This is a genomic window from Zhongshania sp. (assembly GCF_041584495.1).
Lineage (GTDB): Bacteria > Pseudomonadota > Gammaproteobacteria > Pseudomonadales > Spongiibacteraceae > Spongiibacter.
The window spans coordinates 1-17982 of sequence record NZ_JBFHDY010000032.1 but is presented as its reverse complement, the minus strand read 5'-3'; the positions used below and the strand labels follow the sequence as shown (position 1 = coordinate 17982).

At 49.8% G+C, this 17982-nt stretch carries 20 protein-coding genes; 9 read left to right on the top strand and 11 right to left on the bottom strand.

Annotated features, from left to right (window positions below; all coding sequences use genetic code 11):
- Nucleotides 1–38: 38 nt before the first annotated feature.
- Nucleotides 39–1622, bottom strand: a complete 1584-nt coding sequence (locus tag ABYP33_RS07745) for a LysM peptidoglycan-binding domain-containing protein (RefSeq protein WP_373090136.1) — start codon at nucleotides 1620–1622, stop codon at nucleotides 39–41.
- Nucleotides 1623–1799: 177 nt separating this feature from the next.
- Nucleotides 1800–2579 carry a hydroxyacylglutathione hydrolase gene (gene gloB, locus ABYP33_RS07740; RefSeq protein WP_373090134.1) on the bottom strand — a complete coding sequence of 260 codons (780 nt, stop codon included), beginning with the start codon at nucleotides 2577–2579 and terminating at the stop codon, nucleotides 1800–1802.
- A gap of 83 nt (nucleotides 2580–2662) precedes the next feature.
- Between gloB and ABYP33_RS07735 the strand changes: the two genes are divergently transcribed.
- The 7 genes from ABYP33_RS07735 (at nucleotide 2663) to gspG (ending at nucleotide 8751) form a co-directional block, all read left to right on the top strand.
- Entirely contained in the window at nucleotides 2663–3442 is a 780-nt protein-coding gene (locus ABYP33_RS07735) for a class I SAM-dependent methyltransferase (RefSeq protein ID WP_373090132.1), read from the top strand.
- Nucleotides 3435–3887: a ribonuclease HI gene (gene rnhA / locus ABYP33_RS07730; protein ID WP_373090130.1), complete on the top strand. Its 453-nt coding sequence runs from the start codon at nucleotides 3435–3437 to the stop codon at nucleotides 3885–3887. The genes ABYP33_RS07735 and rnhA overlap by 8 nt, the downstream gene beginning before the upstream one ends.
- Before the next feature lie 2 nt (nucleotides 3888–3889).
- Nucleotides 3890–4621, top strand: coding sequence for a DNA polymerase III subunit epsilon (dnaQ, locus tag ABYP33_RS07725; protein WP_373090128.1), 732 nt, complete (start codon nucleotides 3890–3892; stop codon nucleotides 4619–4621).
- A 149-nt stretch (nucleotides 4622–4770) separates the two neighbouring features.
- Nucleotides 4771–6486 carry a hypothetical protein gene (locus ABYP33_RS07720; RefSeq protein WP_373090126.1) on the top strand — a complete coding sequence of 572 codons (1716 nt, stop codon included), beginning with the start codon at nucleotides 4771–4773 and terminating at the stop codon, nucleotides 6484–6486.
- A 13-nt stretch (nucleotides 6487–6499) separates the two neighbouring features.
- On the top strand, nucleotides 6500–7147 hold the full coding sequence (locus ABYP33_RS07715; RefSeq protein WP_373090124.1) for a cation/multidrug efflux pump: 648 nt from the start codon (nucleotides 6500–6502) through the stop codon (nucleotides 7145–7147).
- 60 nt (nucleotides 7148–7207) lie between these two features.
- Nucleotides 7208–8236 (top strand): protease SohB, encoded by a 1029-nt coding sequence (sohB, locus tag ABYP33_RS07710; protein ID WP_373090122.1) that lies wholly within the window; start codon nucleotides 7208–7210, stop codon nucleotides 8234–8236.
- A gap of 32 nt (nucleotides 8237–8268) precedes the next feature.
- Nucleotides 8269–8751, top strand: a complete 483-nt coding sequence (gene gspG / locus ABYP33_RS07705; protein ID WP_373090120.1) for a type II secretion system major pseudopilin GspG — start codon at nucleotides 8269–8271, stop codon at nucleotides 8749–8751.
- A 304-nt stretch (nucleotides 8752–9055) separates the two neighbouring features.
- Here the strand turns inward: gspG and ABYP33_RS07700 are convergent, their stop codons facing one another.
- The 9 genes from ABYP33_RS07700 to ABYP33_RS07660 are packed head-to-tail and all read right to left on the bottom strand — an operon-like array spanning nucleotide 9056 to nucleotide 16396.
- Nucleotides 9056–10750 (bottom strand): Na(+)/H(+) antiporter subunit D, encoded by a 1695-nt coding sequence (locus ABYP33_RS07700; protein ID WP_373090118.1) that lies wholly within the window; start codon nucleotides 10748–10750, stop codon nucleotides 9056–9058.
- Nucleotides 10737–11021 carry a hypothetical protein gene (locus ABYP33_RS07695; RefSeq protein ID WP_373090116.1) on the bottom strand — a complete coding sequence of 95 codons (285 nt, stop codon included), beginning with the start codon at nucleotides 11019–11021 and terminating at the stop codon, nucleotides 10737–10739. The genes ABYP33_RS07700 and ABYP33_RS07695 overlap by 14 nt, the downstream gene beginning before the upstream one ends.
- Complete coding sequence (locus ABYP33_RS07690; protein ID WP_373090113.1) at nucleotides 11018–12493, bottom strand: proton-conducting transporter membrane subunit; 1476 nt, start codon at nucleotides 12491–12493, stop codon at nucleotides 11018–11020. The genes ABYP33_RS07695 and ABYP33_RS07690 overlap by 4 nt, the downstream gene beginning before the upstream one ends.
- Nucleotides 12493–13968, bottom strand: a complete 1476-nt coding sequence (locus ABYP33_RS07685; RefSeq protein ID WP_373090111.1) for a monovalent cation/H+ antiporter subunit D family protein — start codon at nucleotides 13966–13968, stop codon at nucleotides 12493–12495. Before ABYP33_RS07685 ends, ABYP33_RS07690 begins: the two co-directional genes overlap by 1 nt.
- Nucleotides 13962–14318, bottom strand: coding sequence for a cation:proton antiporter subunit C (locus tag ABYP33_RS07680; protein WP_373090109.1), 357 nt, complete (start codon nucleotides 14316–14318; stop codon nucleotides 13962–13964). Before ABYP33_RS07680 ends, ABYP33_RS07685 begins: the two co-directional genes overlap by 7 nt.
- Nucleotides 14315–15289 carry a Na(+)/H(+) antiporter subunit B gene (locus ABYP33_RS07675; protein ID WP_373090169.1) on the bottom strand — a complete coding sequence of 325 codons (975 nt, stop codon included), beginning with the start codon at nucleotides 15287–15289 and terminating at the stop codon, nucleotides 14315–14317. Before ABYP33_RS07675 ends, ABYP33_RS07680 begins: the two co-directional genes overlap by 4 nt.
- Before the next feature lie 51 nt (nucleotides 15290–15340).
- Nucleotides 15341–15655 (bottom strand): monovalent cation/H(+) antiporter subunit G, encoded by a 315-nt coding sequence (gene mnhG / locus ABYP33_RS07670; RefSeq protein WP_008250219.1) that lies wholly within the window; start codon nucleotides 15653–15655, stop codon nucleotides 15341–15343.
- The gene (locus ABYP33_RS07665) at nucleotides 15648–15929 is read right to left on the bottom strand and encodes a monovalent cation/H+ antiporter complex subunit F (RefSeq protein ID WP_373090106.1); all 282 of its coding nucleotides are present in this window, start codon (nucleotides 15927–15929) and stop codon (nucleotides 15648–15650) included. Before ABYP33_RS07665 ends, mnhG begins: the two co-directional genes overlap by 8 nt.
- On the bottom strand, nucleotides 15926–16396 hold the full coding sequence (locus ABYP33_RS07660; RefSeq protein WP_373090103.1) for a Na+/H+ antiporter subunit E: 471 nt from the start codon (nucleotides 16394–16396) through the stop codon (nucleotides 15926–15928). The genes ABYP33_RS07665 and ABYP33_RS07660 overlap by 4 nt, the downstream gene beginning before the upstream one ends.
- Nucleotides 16397–17030: 634 nt before the next feature.
- On the opposite strand from ABYP33_RS07660, the gene ABYP33_RS07655 reads away from it, so the two are divergent.
- Together ABYP33_RS07655 and istA are read left to right on the top strand one after the other, a co-directional pair.
- Nucleotides 17031–17300, top strand: a complete 270-nt coding sequence (locus tag ABYP33_RS07655) for a DUF433 domain-containing protein (RefSeq protein ID WP_373090101.1) — start codon at nucleotides 17031–17033, stop codon at nucleotides 17298–17300.
- Nucleotides 17301–17414: 114 nt separating this feature from the next.
- A partial coding sequence (gene istA, locus ABYP33_RS07650; RefSeq protein ID WP_373090099.1) for an IS21 family transposase occupies nucleotides 17415–17982 on the top strand: 568 nt, incomplete at its 3' end.

Genomic DNA, 17982 nt, shown 5'->3' with positions numbered 1-17982 from the left:
CTGAGTCGCGCTATGGAGCGTACACTATATCAAACTCATCAAAGGTCTGCGTGGGTAATGTCAACATACAAGGTTAGCGATTGGCCGGGCCGCAAATATTGGCTGGTTTTTATCGAGTTCCATTCAGCAATATCGCGGATGCGTAAATTGAAGCGGCTGGCAATGAGCGATAAAGAATCGCCATTGCGAACCTTGTAACCGACTTTACGGATAATTCCCTGATTACTGGTATTGGGCGCCTTACCCCAAATAATGAGTTTTTGGCCGGGACGAATCGTGGCGTTACTCGCTAACTTATTCCAGTTGTTTATTTGTGTAGATTTCACACCGTACTTATTAGCAATATCGCTGATGGTGTCGCCGCTGGCTACTGTGTGCTGCAGGCGACTGGCGTCGCTGCTGGCTTGGCCGCGGTTTAATCCCTTCAGGGGCGATAATCCGTTGCCAGCATCGGGGATAAGCAGTACTTGACCCACTTTTAAAAGGTCTTTGTCGAGCTGGTTGCTCGCCCTTAACGTTGCAACATCAACATGGTGCTCCCGGGAAATACCTATGAGGTTGTCACCGCGTTCAACGGTATAGCGCTGCCAGCGTACGCGGTCTCTGGGAGGAACCTTGGCTAGGCGCTGTTTAAATGTTTTTGATTTACGGATCGGGATCAGTAGTCGGTGTGGGCCGTCAGGCGCGGTTACCCAGCGGTTGAAACCGGGGTTCAAGCGGTAAAGTTCGTCGACACTGATCTCCGCGAGCTTTGCTGCTTGGGCCAAGTCGATTTGGCTGCCGGTGTCTACAGCAACAAAGTGCGCACTATTGGGAACCTTTGGCAGCGTTAAATTGTAACTGGCGGGATTTTGGAAGATTTTAACCAATGCGAGCATCTTAGGAACGTAGCTCTCAGTTTCTTTGGGCAAATTCAGCGACCAAAAATCGGTGGGTAGGCCTTTTCGGGTGTTCTTATTGATGGCCTTGTTGACCGTGCCCGCGCCGGCATTGTATGCAGCGAGGGTGAGAAGCCAATCGCCGTCGAAGCGCTTATTTAAATCGCTTAGGTAATCAAGCGCGGCATCTGTTGCAGTAATAACGTCACGGCGACCGTCGTACCACCAGTTTTGCTCTAAACCGACGTGTTTAGCGGTACTTGGTATAAATTGCCACAAACCCGACGCGCGGCCGTGGGAGTAGGCAAATGGGTCGTAGGAGCTTTCAACAAAAGGTAGTAGGGCGAGGTCTGCCGGCATGTCCCTAGATTCAAGGTTTTCGAGAATATAAAAAATGTAGCGGGCGGCGCGCTTGCTAACATTGGCAAGGTAGTATGCGTGTTCAGCGTACCATTCTTCGCGCTCCTCCACGGCTTCTTGTTTCGTTAGTTCACCAAAACTGAGTTCCCTTGCAAGCCGGATCCAGAGTTCCTCTGGACGAGTGGTTTTCGTAGCTTTTTGTGGGCTTGCGTCGGCTACTGCCGCAGGTATGGGGCGTTTCTCCGTTGCTTCCTCGGCGGATTTTGGCCGCGTCGGACGATTTTTGCTGTTACTGCTGTAATATTTTGGTAAACCCTGGAGTGTATAGTTTGCGGGGTCTCCAGTTTGCTTTCTATGTTCAACATTGCGCTGGTACTTGCACATACTTGACGATCGGTGTTCAGCTTTTTCACAGTAGCGTGCATCGCTGGTAGCGCGGACGGCACGCCGCTGGGGCGTCTGGGCGCAAGCAGTTACCAGTGATAGCAAAAGTGCACCAATTGTGATTCTGTATATGTAGCTTTTTATTTTCATAATGGTGCAATTATTCAGTTGTAGTATTCAAAAGTCATCCTTCCACTTCCGTAGATTTGCAAAAATATCCTTTTCTTCCCAACACTTACCTCCAGTGTGGGCGTTTACGCTGGCCTGCACTGTGCTTTTTCCTGTTCTCAGGAATGGATTGGTTAGCAACTCCAGTGCCAATTTAGACGGTACAGTGGGTAGACCCTCTGCACGCCGACGACTCGCGTCTGCAATCCGGTGTTCCAAATCTTGATTCGACGGTTCCACTGCTTGCGCAAAACAAAGATTGCTCAATGTGTATTCGTGCGCGCAATACACCGCTGTATTGGTGGGTAAAGCAGAGATTAGTCCTAAGGACCCCAGCATTTGTTCCGCAGTGCCTTCAAACAACCTACCACAACCGCCTGCGAACAAGGTGTCGCCACAGAATAGCAGGGGGTTGGGGACGCAGTCTGAGATGTAGTAAGCAATGTGATCTAATGTGTGCCCTGGTACCGCGATGACCTCGACACGATGGCCGAATAATTCGAGCGTCTGGCCATGAGTCATTCGCTGGGTAATGCCTAGGCATTGATTTTTAGGCCCATACACTGGTGCTTGAGGGTAATGCTCACTTAGCAACTCAATACCGTTAACGTGGTCGTAGTGGTGATGCGTAATCAGAATTGCGCTAAGCTTTAACTGATGCTCTTCTAGGTATTTTAGTACCGGCGCAGCATCGCCAGGATCGACAATAATTGCCTCTCCGTCGTGGGCGACACACCAGATATAGTTGTCGCTAAAAGCAGGTATAGGTGATATTGATAACATAATCATTATTTTTGGACCGACAGCGCAGCTTAAACATTCTGGTCACGACCTGCAATAGTCGGCCCCGGAATGTTTTGTGGAGGATTAATATGGCGAAATGGCGAATACAGCACGCTCCTGACGTATTGTTACCTGCCCTAAGGGGCTGGTTTCAAAGCAATGTTGGTCGCACAGTTTTGGCGGAAGAGCGCGCTTTAATTGCGGGCGCGATCAGTGATACCAGCACCGCCAAGTATAATCTTCTCAATTTGAGTGTGATTCCCGACCGCTGCCCGATTGATGTTAATGTGTATCAGCGTCAATTTTGCCTGGGTGGCATCGGTCATTACGGCTTGAGTCAAGTGCTAGACGTGGTATGTGACTTTGAGGAGCTGCCCGTCGCGAACGAGTCGCAAGATGTGGTGCTATTGCATCATTTGCTGGAGTTTGTCGGCGACCCTCATCGCGTTCTGCGCGAAGTTGAACGGGTGATCGTGCCTCACGGCAAGGTGGTGATCTGTGGCATTAACCCATATTCGCCACTGGCGATGCGCGGATACCTCGGTCGCCTCAAACGCAGCCCTATGTGGCAAAACCACACCTTAAGTTTGCACCGCATTAGCGACTGGCTGTCGCTATTAGGTTTTGAGGTCAATATCGTGGAATATGCTTTCCACCGCCTACCTTTAAATAACCCAAATTTCTTTATGGCGCACAAAGCTGCATCGAAAAAGTTACCAATGGGTGGTGTTTTTGTGCTGAGCGCGACAAAATACCGCGCGCCCATGACCCCGACCCAAGAAAAACCCATGAGCCGCGCTAAAATTCTTCGCCATCCAGCGATGGTCGGAGCAACTCGAAACATTAAAGCACGAGCAGATTATGAGTGACGCCCCAGAACAGGTTGAAATTTTTACCGACGGCGCCTGTCGCGGCAATCCCGGGCCAGGCGGCTGGGGTGCGCTACTGCGCTATCAGGGCAAAGAGCACAATCTGTTTGGCGGAGAGCCTCAAACTACCAATAATCGCATGGAGTTAATGGCCGCAATTGAAGCGCTGCGCGCCTTAAAGCGTCCCTGCGAGGTGGTTTTGACGACAGATTCACAATATGTGCGCCAAGGCATAACCGAGTGGATGGTAAACTGGAAAAAGCGTGGCTGGAAAACAGCCGCCAAACAAGCCGTGAAAAATGCCGATCTGTGGCAGCAATTAGATGCAGCGGCGCAAATCCACAAGGTTGACTGGCGTTGGGTAAAGGGGCATAGCGGACACCGCGAAAATGACATTGCGGACGCCTTGGCGAATCGCGGTATTGACGAAATGAGAGGCGCCTGAATATGCGGCAAATTGTCTTAGATACGGAAACAACAGGCATAGATCCCGGCCAAGGCCACCGTATTATTGAAATAGGCTGCGTGGAACTGGTCGACCGCAAGCTCACTGGTCGTCATTACCACCAGTATATAAACCCCGATCGCGAAGTCGAAGCTGGGGCGATTGAAGTGCATGGTATTACCAATGACATGCTCAAGGATAAGCCTCTTTTTGCCCAAATTGCCGATGACTTTTTGGACTTTATTCGCGGTGCCGAACTCGTTATTCACAACGCGCCCTTTGATATTGGTTTCCTTGATGCTGAGTTTAAGTACTTGGCACGTAACACCCCCAAAATAGCGTCCATATGCAGTGTAGTTGACACCTTGGTCATGGCGCGACAAAAGCATCCTGGCCAGCGCAATAGTCTCGATGCCTTATGTTCACGCTATTATGTTGATAATTCCCAGCGTGACCTGCACGGCGCGCTGCTAGACGCTGAAATTCTGGCAGACGTCTACTTACTGATGACCGGTGGACAGACCGCTTTATCACTCGCGACTGATGATGGGACCCAACAGGGCGAGGGCGGCGTTGTCGGTGAGCATCGTCAAATTACAAGTATCCAAAAGCGGCCTCGTGTCATTATGGCGAGCAGCGATGAACTCGCCTTACACCAAAAACAGTTGGCAGAAATTGATAAAAGCAGTGGTGGTAACTGTGTCTGGCAGCGCCCGGTCAGCGTCGAAAACTGAGACTTTTACTATGCCGTGTTAAGTAAATTTCCTCAATAGTGCTGTGCTTCTCAGTCGTTTAGTGCTAAATAGTCTATAAATAACCGCTAGTTAAATGACTAAGTCAAAGCAAAACTTGATGACGGCCCGGCGGGCTATAAGGAAATTGTGTGGCACTGAAAGTGGAAATCAATACCAGCTCTTACGCAGTTGTGGCCGAAGAACTCGGTAAAACCCTGCAGCAGGCCACTAATGTTTTTGAAACGTTTTTGTCTGAACGCCACAACCTAAACTTATTAGAACAATGCGAAGTCGATCTGCGCCAAATTGGCGGTACGCTGCGCCTTTTGCAAATCCCCGGTGCAGCGTTACTTGCAGACGAAATGCGCTCACTGAGTTATGCGATCTTAAATAGCACAACAGCTGTCCCAGAAGCGCAGTTAAACGCCCTTAGTACGGCGTTCTTTGTGTTACCCCGGTACTTGGAGTTTGTGCAATCGCGGCACGCCGACATTCCGCTTATGGCTTTGTCTCACGCCAATGAATTGCGTGCGGTCCACGGCCAGCTTTTATTGCCGGACAGCTATTTTGACATGGCGACGGGCCCCTTATTTAGCCGCGACTCCAATATTCGTTTGCGTAGTAATCCATTGGCTGGCGCGGAGTTAGACATTGCCTTAAAACGTATCCGCCACCTCTACCAAACCGGTCTCTTGGGATTGCTACGCGACGCGCAAATTCCGCTGCAGCTCACCATAATGTCGCGAGCGGTTCGGCGGCTGTGTAATGTTATAGAGTCAGGCCCCCAGCAGCGGTTTTGGCTGCTTGCTGACGCTGTACTGGAAGCGTTTGTTAACAACGGCCTAGAACTTAATGCGCATCGGAAAAAGGTGCTTGCTGGCTTAGAAGGGCAGCTGCGCGGCCGTATTAAGAATCGTTTGAGTTTAAATAATGTACTGGAACAAGAGTTACGGTATTTGCTTACAATTAGCGCGTATCGTGACGGTATGACCGGTAAAATCATGAAAGTTGCGCAGATTGAAACCGCCGAGATCAATGATGAGCAAATATGCTCATTGCGTAAATTGATGCTAGGTTTGAGCTATGACACGGTTTCCTCTGTTATTAACGAACTTCGCGGCGAATTGCGTCACGCCAAAGACGTCTTAGAATTACTGGCCCAACATCAACGCAGTGATGAAGATGAAATTCGGCCACTTGTCGCCGTGTTAAAACAAAGTGCTGACATTCTAATGGTCTTGAATTTGCCTGCATTTGCCGTCAGCCTAAACGAACATACAAGTGCCTTAGAAAGCCTGATTGGACGAGATCTAGTTCAAGAGCGCAGCCAATTAGAAGATTTAGCGGAGACCCTACTGTTTATTGATGGCAGCCTAGCCCAGATCGACCGCCGCAAGTTGAATTACGAGGACCTCGGTGATTTAAGCATTGAGCGCCGTGATGCGATCAGTGCCGACAACCAGCTTAGTGAGGCCCGCAGCATTGTGATTGATGAGTCTAAGGCGGCCATCGGCATGGTAAAGCGGGCTATCTCTGCCTATATTGAATCTGATTTTGACAGTACTCATATTTCGAATTTACCCCAATTACTAAATTCAGTGCGAGGCGCGTTTTACATGATGGGGGTCGCGAAACTGCCCGAAGTCACTGGCGGAGCAACAGAGTTTATTCGCGGCTTTGTTGAGCGAAGCCAGATTAATCCCGCCGAAGATGTTCAATCTCTGGAGACCTTGGCGGATGCGATGATCAGTATTGAGTACTTTCTTACCGAATTTGGGCGCCGGCATATTGCCGATGAGCGTATACTGCAAGTAGCAGAAGACAGTATTGCACTGCTGCGTGCGCCCAAGCAAGTCACTGTCTGATGACCTTAGCACTATGACCTTGGATTATACTCTTATTCTTATTTCCGGCGCGGGATTATTGCTGTGTTTCCTAGCCGTGCTGCGATTGCGCCAACATTTTGTCAGCGGGGCGCTCGCAGTCGTACTGACCTTTGGCTTTACCACTGGCGTTATTCTTGTCAGTAAAGACGTATTGAGCTATCGCAATCTAGCCGATGAAACCATGGTCGCGCGGGTGTTCGTTGGTGCGAACAAAGACCCTAAGCAGTTTTTGGTGAGTGTCGACACCCTTAATGACCAGCCACTGCAATCCTATTTGTTAATGGGTGACCAGTGGCAGATTGATAGCCGCGTGATGCGCTGGCAGCTTCCTGCTGCACGCCTGGGTTTTGATAATCTCTACCGTTTAGAACGCTTGCTGGGTCGATACGCTGATATAGAAAATGAGCGCAATGCCCCTCGTACAGTGTATTTATTGAGCCTTTCTAAGCCACTTGATGCGTGGGACTTATTGCGGAGCAATGATTTTTTCCACAAGTGGGTGGAGGCCGATTACGGCAATGCGGTTTTCGCGCCCATGGTCGACGGTGCCCAATTTGCCGTCTACCTCGGCCGCAGTGGACTCTTTATTCGCCCCGAAAACCCAATAGCGGTCAAAGCCTTACGCAATTGGCCTGCTTGACTTAAACTACCTTGTCGTATGAATATGTGGCACTTTTAAAACCTCTCTGGGAGTACTTTTTTGGAATTTCTACTGGAATACGGCTTGTTTCTAGCCAAATCCATCACGGTGGTCGTTGCCTTTGTTGTGATTGTTAGCGCTATCGCCGTCGCGAGTCAACGCAACAAAAAAGAGGGTACTGACGGTCATATAGAGGTGACGACGCTCAATCACCGCTATGAAGACTGGGAAGACTTACTCAAGTTTGAAATTCTAGACGAAGACAGTTTTAAAAAAGAACGTAAGGCTAAAAAGAAGAAACTAAAGGCCGATGCCAAGAAAAATGCCGACCAACACCGCAAGCGCCTTTATGTACTTGATTTCGACGGCGACGTAAGTGCCTCGGATGTCGAATTTTTGCGCCACGAGATTTCAGCCATCCTGACTGTCGCCCGACCTGAAGACGAGATACTGCTACGCCTAGAAAGCCCCGGCGGCATGGTGCATAGCTACGGCTTGGCGGCATCCCAATTACAGCGTATTCGCGCCCATGGAATCCCGCTAACAATCGCCATCGACCGCGTCGCCGCCAGTGGCGGTTATATGATGGCCTGCATTGGCGACCGGATTATGTCAGCGCCTTTTGCTGTTATTGGCTCGATTGGTGTCGTTGCACAACTGCCGAATTTTAATCGTCTGTTGAAAAAGCATGACGTCGATATAGAATTACACACCGCAGGGGCTCACAAGCGCACCCTGACGATGGTGGGCGAAAACACTGAGGAAGGTCGCAAAAAGTTCATAGAAGAACTTGAAGAAACCCATATCCTGTTCAAAGAGTTTGTGAGTGAAAACCGTCCACAATTGGAAATTGATAATATTGCAACAGGGGAAGTGTGGTACGGCTCTAAGGCGCTTGAAGTGAAGCTCGTTGACGAGATTCGTACCAGTGACGACTATTTATTAAGCCAGCGTGCGGACAGTGATATATACGCCGTTAGTTACCGCCAAAAGCGCAGTTTATCAGAGCGCTTGGGCTTTGCAGCGGAAGGCGCAATAAATCGTACACTGTCGTCATTGCTTGCTAAGTTGAGCCAAAACAGGTTTTAGGCGCTTGTATCTTGCATTGGAAGTTATATCGATTGAAACCGCAGTCTAAGCCTTCTTTGGAGAATGCGCCGACGTCAATAATACGACAGCGGGGCATTAAACTCTGGGAAGTTGCATTGGTGCTCGCCATCAGCAGCGTTATCGTTATTTTCATCAGTGTTATTGTCAATAAGCGTATCGACACCGCGCTTAAAGAGCAGGTGAACAGCGATTTTCGCCGTATTTCCATGGCATTGCATCAGTACAAACTCGACAATAAACGCTACCCAAGCAGCGAACAGGGCTTAATGGCCCTTTACTACCCGCCAGAGATTGAACCCCTAGCCGAGAAGTGGGACGGCCCATACATAAATCGTGAAACACTGATTCACGATCCATGGAAGAAAGCCTATCGCTACCTTAGCTCTGATGCACCGCCAGGCTTTGAAATAACGAGTTTAGGTGCTGATGCTAAAATTGGGGGTAAAGGACAAAATGCTGATTTGAGTGTTAGTTACCAGAGTGATGAACACTAATCATTCTTCGCGACTCAATTCTGCCGTTTGAAAAGCCATATCCCTGAGCTACTTTTGGCATTCATCTAATAATACTGCTTATTTACGAAGAGGCTTCGCCAGTTGTGTTAAGCACTGGATAGAGCGGGCGTTCAGCTATTCTCTCGCCACGCCAGTTAACTGGGCATGGCGAGAGATGAGTGCTTTAGTTTTGCGTTAAAGCGTGCGTGCGGTGCGAGTTAAGGTCTTACTGCTACTTCGCAGCGTTATCCCTTCCATTCCCTTAAGGCATCGTCCGCAAACATCGTGTTACGCATGCTGGGCGTTAGAAGAAGCGAATAATTAGTAACAAAGCAAGTAAGGTCACCATCCAAGCCGCCATACTACTAATAGATATCGTGCGGGAAAAAACCCCTTCGCCGCTATTAAGCGCGGCTAAACGCTGCTCGAGAGTATTGCCAATGCTCATAATGCGACTGCGAATAGTGAGATCCACACGATTTACTAAGCGACGACAGGCATTGATCAGCCGCGGCAGGGGCCGTCGATACATCCAATCGAAATCCAAATTAGTAGACGGCAATTCTGGCGGATACATACCTTTTAGGTTCAGCCAAACAAACGCCAATGCAGAGAAAAACAGAAGCTGGGTCTGAGTGAGAATATGGCTCACATCATAAGCACTGTAATCCGTTGGGAAGGGCAGGTGTTGGTAAAGTAGTTGCGGAAAGATACCGATCGCAAGACACAGGGTCGCCGCGATACCCATTGCGAGTAGCATATTCCAAGGTGCTTCTTTACAGCGAATACCAGAGTCGTGCGCGAAAAACGCAAAGTAGGGGATTTTGATACCGGCGTGATGGAATACCCCAGCCGAAGCGAATAATAGCAGTAGCCACACAATGTTAAAGTGTTCTTTAAGCGCTGCCGACATGATCATGGATTTGCTGACAAATCCGCTGAACAAAGGGAATGCTGATATCGACGCCGCGCCAACAATACAGAGTATCGCTGTTTTGGGCATCGACTTGTATAAACCGCCCAGTTCAGAGCCGTTAATGCGACCAGTGCGGTAGAGCACCGCGCCCATGGACATGAACAATAAGCCTTTAAAAATAACGTCGTTAAAGGCGTGGGCAACGGCGCCATTAATACCTAACTCCGTGCCGATACCGATGCCAACCATCATAAAGCCTAGCTGGTTGACCAAGCTGTAGGCGAGGACTCGGCGGAGGTCATTTTCAATAACAGCAAAGAATATCGGGAAACATGCCATTGTGGCGCCGATATAAACCAGCATTTCGGTGCCAGGGAAGCCCCTTGCCATTGAATACACCGCAACCTTCGTGGTGAATGCGCTCAAAAAGACGGTGCCGGTTGGGGTCGCTTCTGGGTAGGCATCGGTTAGCCAGTTATGAAAAAACGGGAACGCGCATTTGATGCCAAATGCCAAGAACATAAACCAACTGGCAATTGAATGGAGTCCGATTTCGCTAAACATCAGACTGCCGTTTTGTTTGAAATAGAGAATGATGCCGACCAGCAGTAGCAGCCCCGAGATTACCTGGATGATTAGGTAACGCATACCGGCGCTGTAGGCGGTATCTGTACGACGCGCCCAGATCAAAAAGACCGAGGTGACCGCCAGCATTTCCCAAAAAATAAATAAAGTCAGTAAATCGCCCGCAAAGACCGCCCCTAATGCGCTGCCAGCGTAAAGCATGGCTGCGACCTGTTGCGTTTTATCCTTAATGTGCAGGGAATAAATAACACTGATCAAGGCAGCGATATGAAATAAATAGCCAAACAACAGGCTTAAACGGTCGATATGAATTGGCTTGAGCGCCATACCCATTAATTGAGTTTCAAGACCAAAATCGCTCGGCAGCTGCCAGAGGTTTAAGGCGCTGACCACAACAACCACAATTAATGCAGGGCCACGCCATGTCGCACCGCCAACTAAGGCGATTAACGCGCCAAGGTAAAAAATTAAAAACGGCGGTAACTCAATCCCCAGCATGAGTTTCCTCCTTCGCGCTTTGGTTTACTTGCTGATAATAATCTTCACCACGCATCAAACCTTTGCGCATCCACTTAGCAACGAGCACAAGTACGACGCAGCCAATAAAGCCGTATACCGGATAAAAACCATACAGCCCCTCCCAGGGGTGCACAGAGTGGCGGTGAATGATGAAATCTAATCCAAACAGCACGGCGCAAATAGCATAAAGGCTACGAAGTATCCAGCGCAGTGTTTCTGGGCGATCAAAAAAATCCTGGGAGTGGCTCATTGCGATCCCTCGGTGAAAATCTGGGATACCAACTCGAAAAGCGGGTTGGGAAAGAAAAATAATAAAATACAGGCGCCAGCCGTGATACACAGGGCAATAAGCGACGCAGTCGGCGCCTCTTTTATGGCCACTGGCCCGTCAGCATGAGGGACGCCAGGAAAGAAAGCGCGTAGCGGTATGGGCAGTAGGTAGGCGATGTTCAGCAGGGAGCTGAGCAACAGCACGGCCATTAAGACCAGTTGATCTGTTTCGAGCGTCGCGGTAAGTAACCACCACTTGCTCCAGGTTCCCGCCGTGGGCGGCAAGCCGATAATACTGAGTGATGCAATGAAGAAGGCAATCATGGTGATTGGCATCCGTCGGCCAAGGCCCGCCATCTCGCTGATATTACTTTTATGGCTGGCCACTAGGATTGCGCCAGCACAGAAGAACAGGGTAATTTTACCCACTGCGTGTGTGGCGATATGCATCGCGCTGCCCACCACGCCGCTTTCAACCGCAAGCAGTGCGCCGACCGTGATATAGCCGAGCTGGCTGACCGTTGAATAGGCCAGTCTCGCCTTGAGGTTATCTTGACGAAGCGCCACCAGTGACGCCAGCACAACGCCCGCACCGGCAAGATACAGCAGGTAATCGCTTGCGGGAATTTGCTGGAGGGTGTCTAGACCAAAGATAAAGACCAATATCTTCACGAGGCTAAATACCCCGGCCTTAACTACCGCCACCGCATGGAGCAGGGCGCTAACCGGGGTAGGGGCGACCATCGCCGCAGGTAACCAGCCATGGAAGGGCATAACCGCTGCTTTGGCAACGCCAAAAACATACAGCACCAGCAATACCGACAATAATGCGATGCCCGTTTGCTCGGGGAATACCCCGCCAGCTTGGAAATCAAGGGTGCCCGCGACCAGCCACGTCACAATGATGGCGGGTAGGAAGAAGGCAACAGATGTGCCCATCAATATCCCGAGATAAATCCGGCCTCCCTGTTTGGCTTTTTCGGTACCGGCATGGGTCACTAGCGGGTACGTGCACAGCGACAGAACTTCATAAAAAACAAACAGGGTAAATAGGTTTTCTGCATAGGCAATTGCCATGACCGCCGCAATGGCAACCGCAAAACAGACGTAGAAACGGGTTTGATTGTCCTCTTTGTGGCCGCGCATATAACCAATGGCGTACAAGGTGGTTACCGGCCACAGCAAGCTGGCCACGAGGCTAAACAACAGTCCCATAGCATCAATTTTAAAACTCAAGCTCAGCCCAGGCACGATATCTACCCAGTGGCGGGTCAGTGATTGCCCTTCGTTAAAACTGTTGTACAGCTCGACGTTAATCAACAGCAATGCCAAGCCGGCGAGTATGGATACCGCTTCGCGCAAATTAGGTATGCGGGCAAAAGCGAGTATGCCGACCACAGCGAGTAATGGCGTGAATATGGCGGCGTCAATTAGCATATTTGGTGCGCTCATTATGGGCGTCCCTCCTGCAATGCTATTGCCGCTTCGGCGCTTATGGACACCGGCAAGCGCGTATCAATGCCAAAATAAATATTACCGAATACCAGTAACCAGAGAGCCAGTAGCATTGCCAATGGAGCTTCCTTGAGGGGTTTGCTGTCAGTAGCTGGTTTAAAGTACAGCGCCTCTACAACCCGCCAGATGTAAACGATTGCGAGTAGCGAGCCAATCATAATGAGTAATACTAATAACCAGCGGTCAGACAGCGCCGCCGCCGATACCAGATACCATTTACTGATAAAGCCCGCGGTAAGCGGAACACCGATTATACTGAGTCCGCCGACCACAAAACCGAAGCTGGTCCATGGCATTTTTCGACCCAAGCCCTGCATTGACGTCAGGGAGGTGGCACCGATGCGGCAGGCGATTGCCGCGAGTGCCATAAACAGCGTGGCTTTCATTAATGCATGATTGAATACGTGCAACAACGTGGCCTGTAATCCGAGGACACCGCCGATCCCTAAGCCAACAACCATATAACCGACCTGAGCGACACTGGAGTAGGCTATAGCGCGCTTAACTTCCGCCTGATAAATAGCGGCAATCGACGCGCCGATTACCCCAGTGATACCCAATACGATGAAAATTTCTTCAAGTGGGATGTCGATTTGGCTGAAGTGACTGGGGAATACCGTGTAAGTGAAACGGATCATCAGGTACAGCGCGACTTTGGTGGCGCTTGCAGCCAAGAAGGTAGTAACGATTGATGGCGCGTGGGTGTAGGCGTTAGGTAGCCAAAGGTGAAGTGGAAACAGGGCGAGCTTTAAACTGATGCCCACGAGAATAAACGCATAGGCCGTAAATACCGTAGAGGAATCACTGGCTAACGGCAGACGTTGGGCTAAGTCCTGCATATTGAGGGTGCCGGTCATGATGTACATGAGACCGATACCAATCAAAATAAAGGTCGCGCCGATTGTGCCCATGATCAAGTAACGAAAGGCGGCCCACAGGCTCTCTCGCTTTGGCCCTAGCGAGATCAAGGTATACGTAGACAGCGATGAAACTTCTAAAAAAACAAAGACGTTAAACGCGTCCCCGGTGGCTAATATCCCCAGTAAGCCCGCGAGGCAAAGCAGCCAAGCGACAAAAAAGATAGTTTGCTTTTCTGGGGCGATTTCAACGTTAATGCTGCTCTGCGCGGCCAGTAACGCAACCGTGCTACTGCCAGAAACAATCAATAGTAGCCAAGCATTGAGTAAATCAATGCGGTACTCGATACCCCAGGGCGCTTGCCAACCACCTAAGGCGTAGCTAATTACGCCATGATGGTAGACCGTATGCAGCAGCATGACGGCGATACAAAAACTGAGGGCGCTGATAAGCAAGGCGAATAGCCATGCGAGTTTGCCGCGGCCTAAAATCAGGCAAGCGGGTGCGCCGAGCAGTGGCAGAATAACTTGTAGAATGGGTAAATGGCTTAACACGAATGGTCTCGCTGCTGAATTTCAGACTCTTCAATAGTGCCGTAGGCTTTATTGATTCTTATCACGAGTGCCAGCCCCAATGCGGTGGTGGCAATCCCGACTACGATCGCGGTGAGGATGAGAACATGGGGCAGGGGGTTTGAATAAACGCTGATGCTGTCATTCAGAATAGGCGCGCTGCCGCCGTGTATTTTTCCTGCACTGATATAAAGGATAAAAACCGAGGTTTGAAAAATATTCAGACCAACGATCTTTTTAACCAAATTACCTTGTGCTATCACGATGAAGAAACCAACCATCATCAGTGCTACAACAATCCAATAGTTGTAGTGGGACATTAATAAGGTCATTCCTCTGCCTCTACTTGCTTACTCTGTTGTCCGGCGAAGCAATAAAAAATCATCACCATGACAGCTGCCACCGTAATGCCAACGCCAAGCTCGATAACAAGGATACCGATGTGTTGACCGGTAAGAGGATTCTCTGCCAGCACTGAGTAATTTAAGAACTCACCACCGTTAAGCATGGAGACCAGCCCCACGGATCCGTAAAGCAATACACCGAAGGCAGCCAGAACCCGTAAAACAGCGGAGCTTACTACTTGTTGGGCGACATCTACGCCGAAAAACATGGTGTATAAAATAATGCCCGCAGCGAAGATCACGCCGGCTTGAAAGCCGCCACCAGGACCGTAGTCACCGTGAAACTGAACATAAAGCGCAAATAACAGAATTGGCGGAATTAAGATTTTACTAACAATACGCAATACCGTGTGGTGCCGAGCGCCATTGCTTAGGGGTACTTGGCTCGGCGCAGGCTTTAACATGAGCAAAGACAAAACGCCGATACCTGCGGTGAAAATTACGGCGACTTCCCCAAAGGTATCAAAGCCACGATAGCTGGCCAGCACAGAGGTAACAATATTGGGTATGCCTATTTCGGCCCCAGATTGTTCTATATAGCGCGGGGCGACATGCGTATGGGCTGGCGCGTTGGCTGAGCCAAATTCTGGCATACCAAAAGTGCCAATAATCAGTAGTGCACCAGTGATTGTTACCAGCATCAATGCAAAAAAATTACGGCTGCGGTTGGCTTGCTCCTTACGCCCGACCATCGCTAATGTTAATAGCATCAGCAGTGGCGATATGCCCGCGCCTACAGCAGCCTCGGTAAAGGCAACGTCGACGGCGTCCATGAGAACAAAGAAACTCGCAGACAAAAAACCGTAAATACCGGTCAGCATAACAACTGCAATCAGGTCGCGGCTTAGCACAATCCCTATTGCGGTAGCAAACAACATGCTTAGCAAAGCAAGATCGATAAATAGTTCTATGGGGAAACCCTCCCCGCCGCAGCGGTGCCATTGTTATGATTAGTCATGGCGACCTCCCTTTGTTTCGTGCTCTTGATGGCGCCAAACCGCTTTCGCTAAAGCATGACTGGATGTTGGGCTGGTAAACAAAATGAACAATAGAATCATAATCAGCTTGAGAAGAACCAAGCTCCAGCCAGCCAATAGCATTAAACCCATGAGAAGCAGGGTAGTGGCAAGCGTTTCAGTAACACCTGCTGCATGCATGCGGCTGAGGGTGTCGGGAAATCGCAATACCCCCAGCGCGCCGGTAAAAATCAAGAAACTGCCCAAAAGAAGCAGCGCACCACTTAAAAATCCTATTGCATCATTCATCGGCAGAGCGACCTTCCTCAGCTTTCTGAGTGTGTTCAAAATAGCGCAAAATCGCGATCACACTAATGAAATTCATTAGCGCGTAGAGCAGTGCAATATCCAGAAACTCTGGTCTTCCGAACAAAAAGCCCAGCACAGCAATAAGTAGAACCGTTTTGGTGCCAAATAAATTCGCGGCAAGTACACGGTCAAAGATACTCGGGCCAGCAAAGCCCCGGATCATCGCCATTGCCATAACCAGTATGAGGGTGAAGGTTGTTACAGCCAGCATCATTTTTCCAATAGATCCACCCGACGGGACATTTCGCCCGCGTCGAGATCATTAAGGTTGGCTTGAGTGAGGCCGTGTACTAAAACCTCGCTGTCGGAAAGTTCTACGGAAATTGTTCCGGGCGTAAGATTGATCGAATTAGCGTAAACAACCCGTCCAATGTCAGTCTTTTGCCTTACCGGAAAGCGCCTCGTACCAGGGGAGATAGCGCTGCTACCGAACCAAATGCGCTTCACTACGTCGATATTACTGATAATGATCTGCGCTACCAGCCAACTATAATACCGGGGAAGGTGGCGGGTTAAGTGCACAGGCTGCGACTCGTGATCAACGACGTCCATGCGATGACAGACCCAAACAACCAATGCTACAGATACTACACCAAAGGACAGTAACAAGCCGGTGTAATGGCCAGAATTGGCGAGCCATATAGTGGCTAATAGCGCAGAAATACTAACCGTATGTTTCATAGAGGCCTTTAGTATTTTTCTTGGTATTATCGCTGCAGCAGCAGCTGGTATTTAATATTTGCATTAGCTCACTAAGCCAGTGAGCATCCATCCAAATTAAGTTTGGCAAATTTAGCACGCTTAGCATTGTTGAGTAAGCAATAACCTCCGCTTTTTAATGCCGGATGCTCATTTCCCTTTTGAACTCGATCTACAATGGCGCTTAGCGACGTTTACACTGTAAACAATCCAGTTACAGGCTTGCCTGCCTGCAAAAGATGCCCAAGCTTAGCGTAAAGTAGCCTTTATAAACAAGAGTTGGCTACTCATACAGTAGACAAGGAGACTCGAGCGGGGTGGCATTGTTTCTTCTTATATATCGCCTAAATCATAGGCTGTACTGCGGGGTGCCGGATGGCGATGCCTCGACAAGTGCAGAGCGTCGGTTTGTTAGCGAGATTGCCGGTGTGTTATTAAATTGTTGTTCGCCAGGATGGGCGCATTTTCCAGCCCGCAGCAGTTAATAACTATTGGTCCGCGTCCCAAATAAACGTTCATCTTCAACTGTTTGGAGAATAGGGTCAGGTCTTTTATTTAGGATTTTAGCGGATGACGGAGACGGTGTTATTGTACTATGGGCGGGATAGCGCATAGCATGTTACGCTTAGTGCCATGGCAACGTCAGCAGGGTATGACCATGAGATATAAGGACTACATTGAAATTATTCCCGGCAAGCGCAGTGGTAAACCCTACCTGAAAACTACACGGATTACTGTGTATGACGTGCTGACGTGGTTGGCGCAGGGCATGAGTGCAGCGGAGATTCAAGAGGATTTTCCGGAGGTTACGCCTGATCATATCCAAGCCTGTTTGGCGTATGCGGCCAGTCGCGAACATCACCTGCACACTGTCAGTGCGGCATGAAGTGTTGATTTGCATCCAATACTGACCCACTAAGCCCCTATATTTGCATCGAATTTTGACCCACGTGTAACACTTGCCCGCAGGACGACTGCGGGGGATTGAGGAGTGATAGACGTGGCATTATTAAGTGTGATTCGACGCTGGCATTTCCGCGAGGGAATGCCAATAAGGGAGATTGCCAGACGCACAGGCCTATCCCGTAACACTGCTCGTAAATACCTCGCTGGCCAAGTGGTTGAGCCAGCCTACCCAGCGCGTAAAAGCCCAAGCAATCTTGACGATTACGGGGAAACGCTAACGAGCTGGCTATTCCGTGAATCCCGCCGGCACCGCAAACAGCGGCGCACGGTAAAGCAGCTTTATCGCGACTTGGTTTCCATTGGCTATACCGGTTCGTACGATCGGGTCGCGGCCTTCGCCCGCCAATGGCGGCGAACCCAAGACGAGTCTAAGCAGCTCTCTGCGAGGAATGTCTATGTGCCACTGCAGTTTGCTCCAGGCGAGGCCTTCCAGTTTGATTGGAGTGAAGACTGGGTCAGGATTAATGGCGTCAGCACCAAGCTGCAGGTAGCGCATTTTAAGCTTTGCTACAGTCGCGCCTTCTTCATGCGGGCTTATCTCACTCAATCCCACGAGATGCTATTCGATGCACACTACCATGCCTTCCGGACGTTTGGTGGCA

What these genes read in the sequence shown, in the direction of transcription:
- ABYP33_RS07745 (WP_373090136.1), bottom strand. Translation starts at nt 1,622, where the DNA reads ATGTGCAAGTACCAGCGCAATGTTGAACATAGAAAGCAAACTGGAGAC.
- gloB (WP_373090134.1), bottom strand. Translation starts at nt 2,579, where the DNA reads ATGATTATGTTATCAATATCACCTATACCTGCTTTTAGCGACAACTAT.
- ABYP33_RS07735 (WP_373090132.1), top strand. Translation starts at nt 2,663, where the DNA reads ATGGCGAAATGGCGAATACAGCACGCTCCTGACGTATTGTTACCTGCC.
- rnhA (WP_373090130.1), top strand. Translation starts at nt 3,435, where the DNA reads ATGAGTGACGCCCCAGAACAGGTTGAAATTTTTACCGACGGCGCCTGT.
- dnaQ (WP_373090128.1), top strand. Translation starts at nt 3,890, where the DNA reads ATGCGGCAAATTGTCTTAGATACGGAAACAACAGGCATAGATCCCGGC.
- ABYP33_RS07715 (WP_373090124.1), top strand. Translation starts at nt 6,500, where the DNA reads ATGACCTTGGATTATACTCTTATTCTTATTTCCGGCGCGGGATTATTG.
- ABYP33_RS07700 (WP_373090118.1), bottom strand. Translation starts at nt 10,750, where the DNA reads ATGCTGGGGATTGAGTTACCGCCGTTTTTAATTTTTTACCTTGGCGCG.
- ABYP33_RS07695 (WP_373090116.1), bottom strand. Translation starts at nt 11,021, where the DNA reads ATGAGCCACTCCCAGGATTTTTTTGATCGCCCAGAAACACTGCGCTGG.
- ABYP33_RS07690 (WP_373090113.1), bottom strand. Translation starts at nt 12,493, where the DNA reads ATGAGCGCACCAAATATGCTAATTGACGCCGCCATATTCACGCCATTA.
- ABYP33_RS07680 (WP_373090109.1), bottom strand. Translation starts at nt 14,318, where the DNA reads ATGACCTTATTAATGTCCCACTACAACTATTGGATTGTTGTAGCACTG.
- mnhG (WP_008250219.1), bottom strand. Translation starts at nt 15,655, where the DNA reads ATGAATGATGCAATAGGATTTTTAAGTGGTGCGCTGCTTCTTTTGGGC.
- ABYP33_RS07665 (WP_373090106.1), bottom strand. Translation starts at nt 15,929, where the DNA reads ATGATGCTGGCTGTAACAACCTTCACCCTCATACTGGTTATGGCAATG.
- ABYP33_RS07660 (WP_373090103.1), bottom strand. Translation starts at nt 16,396, where the DNA reads ATGAAACATACGGTTAGTATTTCTGCGCTATTAGCCACTATATGGCTC.
- ABYP33_RS07655 (WP_373090101.1), top strand. Translation starts at nt 17,031, where the DNA reads ATGTTACGCTTAGTGCCATGGCAACGTCAGCAGGGTATGACCATGAGA.